The 8,545-nt window shown below is 35.4% G+C and carries 7 protein-coding genes and 1 tRNA gene; 3 read left to right on the top strand and 5 right to left on the bottom strand.

Translation table 11 applies throughout. The features are described from left to right. Positions 1-298 precede the first annotated feature (298 nt). Positions 299-1,597, top strand: a complete 1,299-nt coding sequence (locus tag ACFS6I_RS22940; protein WP_380924040.1) for a 4Fe-4S dicluster domain-containing protein — start codon at positions 299-301, stop codon at positions 1,595-1,597. A 22-nt stretch (positions 1,598-1,619) separates the two neighbouring features. Further along, positions 1,620-2,414, top strand: a complete 795-nt coding sequence (locus ACFS6I_RS22935) for a (Fe-S)-binding protein (RefSeq protein ID WP_132844127.1) — start codon at positions 1,620-1,622, stop codon at positions 2,412-2,414. A gap of 49 nt (positions 2,415-2,463) precedes the next feature. Here ACFS6I_RS22935 and ACFS6I_RS22930 read toward each other — a convergent pair. The 5 genes from ACFS6I_RS22930 to ACFS6I_RS22910 all read right to left on the bottom strand — a co-directional run bounded on the left by ACFS6I_RS22930 (position 2,464) and on the right by ACFS6I_RS22910 (position 7,917). Then, positions 2,464-2,547, bottom strand: a tRNA-Leu gene (locus ACFS6I_RS22930). A gap of 88 nt (positions 2,548-2,635) precedes the next feature. Continuing rightward, entirely contained in the window at positions 2,636-3,514 is an 879-nt protein-coding gene (locus ACFS6I_RS22925) for a Ppx/GppA phosphatase family protein (protein ID WP_132772036.1), read from the bottom strand. A gap of 174 nt (positions 3,515-3,688) precedes the next feature. Continuing rightward, positions 3,689-4,699 carry a Gfo/Idh/MocA family oxidoreductase gene (locus ACFS6I_RS22920; RefSeq protein ID WP_346583283.1) on the bottom strand — a complete coding sequence of 337 codons (1,011 nt, stop codon included), beginning with the start codon at positions 4,697-4,699 and terminating at the stop codon, positions 3,689-3,691. Between the two features lie 16 nt (positions 4,700-4,715). Then, positions 4,716-5,267, bottom strand: a complete 552-nt coding sequence (locus ACFS6I_RS22915; RefSeq protein ID WP_132772038.1) for a hypothetical protein — start codon at positions 5,265-5,267, stop codon at positions 4,716-4,718. A 73-nt stretch (positions 5,268-5,340) separates the two neighbouring features. Next, positions 5,341-7,917, bottom strand: coding sequence for a phosphoenolpyruvate carboxylase (locus ACFS6I_RS22910; protein WP_132772039.1), 2,577 nt, complete (start codon positions 7,915-7,917; stop codon positions 5,341-5,343). Between the two features lie 195 nt (positions 7,918-8,112). Here ACFS6I_RS22910 and ACFS6I_RS22905 point away from each other — a divergent pair, with 195 nt between their 5' ends. Continuing rightward, positions 8,113-8,523 carry an organic hydroperoxide resistance protein gene (locus tag ACFS6I_RS22905; RefSeq protein ID WP_183915607.1) on the top strand — a complete coding sequence of 137 codons (411 nt, stop codon included), beginning with the start codon at positions 8,113-8,115 and terminating at the stop codon, positions 8,521-8,523. Positions 8,524-8,545 lie beyond the last annotated feature (22 nt).

Below are 8,545 nucleotides of genomic sequence, written 5' to 3'. Positions count from 1 at the left end.
TTACCTTACCTTACCTTACCTTACCTTACCTTACCTTACCTTACCTTACCTTACCTTACCTTACTATTTGTAGCTAATAAGCAATAGCAAACTGAAAATAGTAAATACCATCATAAAGATTGCATAACACAATATATCTGCCGTCAGAATTGAATATAGACCTCAACCCTACCTCTAAACCAAAATGCCAAACTTATTTATTCAAAAAAGTCATTAATTTTTAAAAATTCTAAATAATATATTATGCATGCATAATATATTATTTATATTATATTTGTGTATACAGTGATAAAAAGATATGATTAACCAACTTATATTTACATTATGCTTTGTTAGCGCAATTATTCTGTTTGCAAAAAATGCTAGGCAGATTTATAAAAATATAAAAATAGGAAGAGCGCTTAATCGAAATGACAAACCTGCCGAACGTTTTAAAACCATGCTTTTGGTTGCATTCGGTCAAAAAAAAATGTTTAAGCGGATTATTCCCGCAATACTTCACCTTTTCGTTTATATCGGTTTTTGTATTATCAATATAGAGATGATTGAGATTGTAGTAGACGGTATATTTGGCACTCATCGTTTTTTATCATTTTTAGGAGGGTTTTATAATTTCTTGATTGCTTCATTCGAATGGTTAGCTTTTGGTGTCCTGTTAGGCTGTATCATTTTCTTTATTCGCAGAAATATCCTTCACTTAAAGCGCCTCAATAGCCCAGAATTAAAGAATTGGCCAAAAACAGATGCAAACCTTATTCTGATTACAGAAATTCTGTTAATGACAGCGTTTTTATTAATGAATGCCGCAGATCAAAAATTACAGCTCTATGGCGAATCACATTATATTATTGCCGGCTCATTTCCAATCAGTCAGTATATAATTTCATTCCTACCTTCCGATCCATCTGCTCTAATATTGATTGAGCGTATCTGCTGGTGGTTCCACATTCTAGGAGTATTAGCTTTTCTTAATTATTTACCCTATTCAAAACACCTGCACATTTTGCTGGCATTCCCGAACACCTATTTTTCGAATTTAAAACCCAAGGGAGAGTTAACGAATATGGAAAGTGTAACCAATGAGGTAAAAGCGATGTTAGATCCAACCTTCACCCCTCCTTTATCAGATCAACCTATTCGTTTTGGTGCAAAAGATGTTCAGGATTTAACATGGAAAAACTTATTGGATGCCTACACCTGTACAGAATGCGGACGATGCACATCCTCTTGCCCCGCAAATATAACAGGCAAATTGCTATCTCCAAGAAAAATCATGATGGATACACGGGATCGTCTAGATGAAGTCGGAAAAAATATTAAAGCCAATGGAAGCTTTGTAGATGATCAAAAATCTTTATTAGACACTTATATAACTCGTGAAGAATTATGGGCCTGCACAAGCTGTAACGCATGTGTAGAGCAATGTCCAGTGAATATTAATCCCCTTGAAATAATTATTGAATTGAGAAGGTTCTCTGTGATGGAAGAATCACAAGCACCTGCAAGCATTAATACAATGTTTGGAAATGTAGAAAATAACGGTGCACCTTGGAAATATTCACAAATGGATCGTGCAAACTGGACTTCTCAACAATAATGCTTTTTATAAAACGATAAAGATGGAAAAAGAATTACACGTCCCAACGATGGCCGAGTTAGTGGCTAAAGGTGAAACAGCAGATATTCTATTTTGGGTAGGTTGTGCCGGAAGTTTTGATGAAAGGGCTCAAAAGATAACCCGAGATATTTGCCGTATCCTACAGCATGTCGGAATCAAATACGCGATATTGGGAACAGAAGAAAGTTGTACCGGTGATCCAGCAAAACGTGCTGGCAATGAATTTCTATTTCAAATGCAGGCCATGATGAATATTCAGGTATTAGATGGCTATGAAGTAAAAAAAATAGTAACAGCATGCCCCCATTGTTTTAACACCCTTAAAAACGAGTATCCTGCACTTGGGGGGAACTACGAACTGATTCATCACACGCAATTGATTCAAAGTCTAATTGATGAAGGAAAACTGAAACCTGCAGACGGTCATATTTTTCAAGGCAAAAAGATCACTTACCATGATCCCTGCTACTTAGGTCGCGCCAATGAAGTTTACGAAGCGCCCAGAAAAGTACTGGAAAGTCTAGATGCACAATTAATCGAATTAAAAAGATGTAAAAGCAATGGACTATGCTGTGGAGCTGGTGGCGGGCAAATGTTTAAAGAACCTGAGAAAGGCACAAAAGACGTCAATATAGAACGCATAGAGGAAGTAATCGACAGCCAAGCTACGATTGTTGCCGCCGCCTGTCCATTCTGCATGACTATGCTTAAAGATGGAGTAAAAATTAAAGACAAAGAAACGGAAATAGAAGTATTAGATATCGCCGAAATAACGGTACGAGCTAATCGAATATAAAAAAAGGTCTGGAAAAATATCCAGACCTTTTTTTATCATCAATATGATGTACCCAGAAGCAGATTCGAACTGCCACACCCATACAGGCGCCACCCCCTCAAGATGGTGCGTCTACCAATTTCGCCACCTGGGCCTAATTTCAAAATGGTATCGCAAATTTAAACGTTTTTTTAAATTCTACAAGTATTTTTTACCTGTATATTCATTTTTATTTTCACCTCTTATTTTAGCAAATTCTTTTTTATCAAAGTATGGATAACCCCATCAACTAATCCTACGCGAGGTACCATAATCTGCTTCAAGTGTCCATACTTCATGATAGTCATGAAAATTTCTGTCGCTGGAATAATGACGTCGGCACGATCATCATTTAATCCCAATAAAGTAATGCGTTCTTTTAAAGAATATGAAGTTAGATAATGATAAAGAGCCTTCAATTTTGCATAAGAAATAGGCTTATCACCTTTTTCATTTGCCAAGCGAGAAAGCTTATTGATATTACCACCCGTTCCTATACCGTACACCTGCTTATACATTTTTGTATTAGTCGTTACCCATTCCTTAAGGTCATCCCAGGTCTCCTGTTCATCTTTGTTATCCAAAATACGGATTGTTCCTAAATTAAAAGATTTGGAATTCACCAATTTGGCATTTGCAAACAGCGATAATTCAGTACTTCCACCGCCAACATCGATATACAAATAAACTTTATCCATATCCATCTTAGCTTCCAGATGGCTATTGTAAATTATCTCAGCTTCTTTGGTTCCATCAATAATAGCGATATCAATACCAATTTCACTTACCCTTTTCACAACCTCAGGACCGTTGGTTACATCACGCATCGCCGATGTAGCACATGCCATATAATCTTCAACATTATACACATCCATCAGTTCACGAAATGCACGCATAGTCTTTACTAAATTATCCGCTTTTTTAGGCGATAATTTTTGATGGATGAAAGCGTCATCACCAAGACGCAACGGCACCCTTAGTAGGGTATTCTTTTTAAAAGAAAAACCTTCTTTTTCTTGAACAATATCAGCAATTAAAAGTCTAACCGCATTGGAGCCGATATCTATCGCAGCATACCTCACATTAATACATTTAAAGTAAATAAAAATGAAATTGATTTCTTACTGAGAATGGATAAAATACTCCTTCACAATAAGCCTTCTTTAATTGTTTCGAAAATATAAATAATAAATGAAGACGAAGTGAAATTAGTGTTAAATAATTATGAACAAGATAATAATTTAACACTAAGTCGGTTATTCCAAAATTTCCAATTGCCAATAAATCTGTTCTTCCGTAACAAAATAAGCCTTATCGTTTCTTATTTGATCGTAAACAGCATCAAACAACAGCATATAATTACCTTTTAAAGCTTTTAATCGTTCTGAGACCATATTACCTTGCTCTAAGTAAGTAAGCAATCCTTCAGCATGTTCATTCTCTTCTCCATAATGCTCATCAATAGGACTAATACCATCAATCAGTTGATTCTCTTGCACGTCAGTACGATCCTTAACAAAGGTTCCTTGTGTACCATGGAGCAGAAAGCTGTACTGTGATTCTAAGACCAACATACTGACCGTGATAAATACGGTAAGACCATGATCAAAAGTCAATAGAAGTGTAGCAAAATCATCAACCTCAGAATCTTTACGATGTATAGATGTTCTTTTGACAGCAGTTAATGGCTTGCCAAATAAAGAGATCACCTGGTCCAGTAAGTGAGATCCCAGATCGAACAAAATTCCTGCGGCAGGACGCTTAGTTTCTTTAAAGACCTTCTGTCCAATCTCAGCTCGATAACGATCAAATCGTAAATGAAGTTCAACAGGTTCACCAACTTTACCACATTCCAAAACAGATTTTAGCGAATTAAAATCCGAATCAAATCTTCTGTTATGATAAGGTAACACAAACTTTCCAACCTTTCGTCCCAAATCAAATAATTCCTTTGCTTCTGATACCGTAGGTGCAAATGGCTTTTCAATCAGAACATGTTTTCCTGCCAGCAAAGCCTGCTTAGCTAAAGAAACATGGGTATCGTTTGGTGTATTGATAATGACAAGTTCAATTGCATCATCTGCTAGAAGCTCCTCAACACTATCATAACTGATAATCGAAGGATAATCTAATTGTGCTTTTTTAGTTGATCGCTCTACAACTGCCCGCAATTCAAAGCGATCATTATTGGCTATAAATGGCGTATGGAATACCCTTCCGGACATTCCATACGACAAAACACCTGTAATTATTTTATTTACAGTCATTAAAATAAGATTTTATTTAGTGATGTGCATGCTCATCTACTTTACCACCAGCAAGTTTATAAACCTCTTGAAGTTTTTCTAAGCTTTCATGTGAAAAGTGATTAACAGCAGCATTTGTATTGTGAGACTCTTTCGTCAATTTTTTATTTACTTCAGCTTGAATCTCAGCAACAAGATGAGTATAAGCTTTATCATTAAATGCTGCAGTACTGTCCGCACCTAAAGCAACCGGAGCTTGAAAAGCAGGAACACCTCTCATCGCATCATTAACATGAAGGCTCAATGCTAATGAATCCAACTGCGGAAGAATAGTACTATACGACTCTTGAATTTTTGCAGATAAAGCTTTCGTCTCTGCAGAAGTAGATTTTGACTCAGCAAATTTCGCCAAATTCATCAAATAGTTCCCTTGCTCACCCACAAACTTAAACATGGCATAAGCATCACCATCAGCCAAAGAAGCACGCGAATTTTTATATTGGTTATCCAAACCTGTTTGGTAGTTACAAGAAGCTAATAAAGAACTTCCACAAACTGCTACCGCTACAAATAACTTATTAAATTTCATATCAATTATATTAACAGCACAAAAATAATAAAATAAACGGGGTTCAAAACTCTAATTAAAAAAGAGTTGAACTTTATGCCACATTTCTACCGGCATTAACAACCCCATAAATTGTTCTGGCAATTAATTTAGCATAAGCTTCTCGCTTCTTTTCATCCAATTTACCCTCATTGATTACCTTGATAGCATAGTGTTGAATAATTAATAATGGCAGCACAATATTCTCACGTGCCAATATGGATTCACGATCAATAGGGTAATTTTCCATTAATTTTGATGTATTGCTCAATTTTAATAAATACTCTTTGGTAATTAAAAACTCGGCATGCAACATCTTCCAAAACTCACCATATTTTTCATCATATTGCATATAAGAAGTAATGTCAAAGTTCGATTTGGTCATGGACATCATACAGTTATCAATTAAGGTCTGAAAGAAACCAGAAGATAAATATAACTGTTGAACATCTTTCCAAAGATTATTTTGTTCCGCCCATTTCAATGCTGTACCGACACCATAAAAACCTGGTATATTTTGTTTCAATTGACTCCAGGCAGTTACGAAACTGATGGCACGAAGGTCTTTAAGCTTCAGCTCCTTATCCGAATTTCTTTTAACTGGACGACTACTGATATTGATAGAGGAAAGCGCTTTTAAAGGTGATAAATTTTCTAAATAGCTTAAGAATAAAGGATTCTTACGTAAATCCATAAACTTATTATAGCTGAGATCTGCCAATTTATCCACAATACCTTTCTGATGCGGCGTTAAAGTATCACCCGACCTTTGTTTAAGATCTGAAATAATCCCAGCATGAAGTAATTGTTCGATATTAAATCGTGCTGTATCTAAAGAACCGTATTGACTACTTATAGTTTGTCCCTGAATAGTTAATTGAATATGATCATTAGCAATTTCTTCTCCCATTGATGCATAGAAACGTTGCGTTTTACCCCCACCTCTCGCAGGCGGACCACCACGACCATCAAAAAATACGAGATCCACATCATATTCTCGAGCAATAGCGGTTAATTCAATTTTAGCACTATAAATAGACCAGTTAGCCATCAAATAACCACCGTCTTTAGTACTGTCAGAATAACCAAGCATAATTGTTTGCTTATTTCCTCTCAATTTAAGATGCTTTGCGTATTCCTTATTCGTATAAAGTGATTTCATCACATCAGCAGCACGCGTCAAATCATCAACAGTTTCAAATAGAGGTACAAAATCAATAGTTAAAGTATCTTTCTTCCAGCCAGACCAGAGAAATAACTGTCGTAATCCCAAAATATCGCTCGCTTGCTGACAATTACTGATGATAAATCGCTGTGCAGCACGCTCAGATCCTGATTTTTGAATATCTTTCAATAAACGAATAACTTGTAAAGTATCAACTTCCAATGCAGTAGCCTCTTCATCAAACGCTAGATCTAACTCTTTAAAGTCAATAGCAGTCTGTTTATCTACTTCAGATAACGATGAGAAATCAGCTGAAATACCAGTTTCTTCCGGATATTTCTTAATGATATATTCAAAAGTTTGAGTCAGAATACTACTGTCCTGACGAATATCAAGCGTTGTAAAGAAGCAACCGAAGGTCATTACTTTGCGTAACAAATCGTCAACAATCTCAACAAAAAGATTATTATGGTCCTCTTTAAGTACGACTTGAATAGCTTTTAGATTTTCAACAATCTGCGCTGTTTCATCAACAGGATTCTCAACAGGATTAAAACTATTTTCATAAAACAGTTCCTGCAGATTATCCATATATTTTTCAACCCCTCTAAATGTAATGCGACGTTTTACAACTCTAAAATCCCTATAATAACAGCGAAATAATATTGTTCTTAAAAGTGTTGCTACCTTTTTAGTACTTTCAGCACTTACATTCGGGTTACCGTCACGATCTCCACCTGGCCAAAAACCAAGTTCAATCAATTGCCTAACTTCTTCCGTCTCTATACCTAGCTCATCATCAATATATGTCTGGATTTCAGAAGCAACTTTGTAAAAAACATTTTCCAAAAACCAAGCTAAACTAATAGCTTCATCAACTGGAGTTGGCTTATTGTTATTAATAAATGGTGTTTTACCTAACTGTTGTAATAATAAATGAATATTGTGAATATCATTCTCCTTAATCGCTCCAATTAAATCATTGATAATCGATAGAACAGTCCCAGGATAAAACTGAGTTGGATGAGCCGTTAACACAAGACGAACCGAAAAATCTTTCAATTTACCAACTATCTTACGCTTTAATTCCGGATTTATTTCAGAAGATTTAATTAAAGACCCAAGCTGTGAAGATTGATCAGTCTTGCCGATCGCTTTAAATGAAGAATCTTCAATAGCATCAAAAAGAACCACCTGTCTTTCTATATATTGCACAAATCGAAATAATAGATCGACCTGAGTTTGTTCATCCGAATAAAGCTCATGCTGCACAAAGAAAGAATTGATAATTTCCTCTGGAGTTTGATGTTTCTCAACACCCTTCTCACAATGTTGGGCAAAAAAAGGTAACAAGGTACCAGTATCCTTCACTTGCTGGAAGGGCAGTGTTAAAAATAGACTTTTAAAAAGTTCAAATCGCGTCAAAACTTCGTTTTGAAAAACGGCTTCTTTTGTACTCAATTTCATATTATAGAAAAAACAAATTGTCGTTAATGGAGAATGTTTGAATAAGATCAAACATTCAAATATATAAAATTAATATTCAAATAATCATTTAAATGAAAAATAGATAATAATAACATTGTAATATTACAATATTATTAAGAACAAAAACCTTTTGCCATTTGTTATATTATTTTACATCATTCAACAAATAGCGAAATGGGAAAACTATATACAGCAGAAGTTACCGCAACAGGCGGACGTAATGGCGAAGTGAAATCTTCAGATGGAATAATTGATTTAATCGTTAAAAAACCAACAGCAATGGGAGGTGAAGGTAATGCCACCAACCCTGAGCAATTATTTGCGGCAGCATGGAGTTCATGCTTTTTAGGTGCCGTAGCTGCAGTAGGAGAAAAAGATCATGTTGACATGACAGATGCTACCGTAACCGTTAGAGCTTCATTTAATGAAGAAAACAATGCATTCTTTATCTCAGCTGAAATTGATTTGCACATTCCCACATTAAGTGCATCAGAATCTCAAAAGCTTGCCGAAAAAGCACATCGTGTATGCCCTTATTCGAAAGCGACCAAAGGAAATATAGAAACCAAAATAACTGGAATTTAGATTCTTGTATTTAAATATTAAC

It is taken from the genome of Sphingobacterium anhuiense, from assembly GCF_042686355.1.
GTDB lineage: Bacteria > Bacteroidota > Bacteroidia > Sphingobacteriales > Sphingobacteriaceae > Sphingobacterium > Sphingobacterium anhuiense.
Note: the sequence above shows the minus strand (reverse complement) of the source record. Positions and strands in the feature narration are given on the sequence as shown.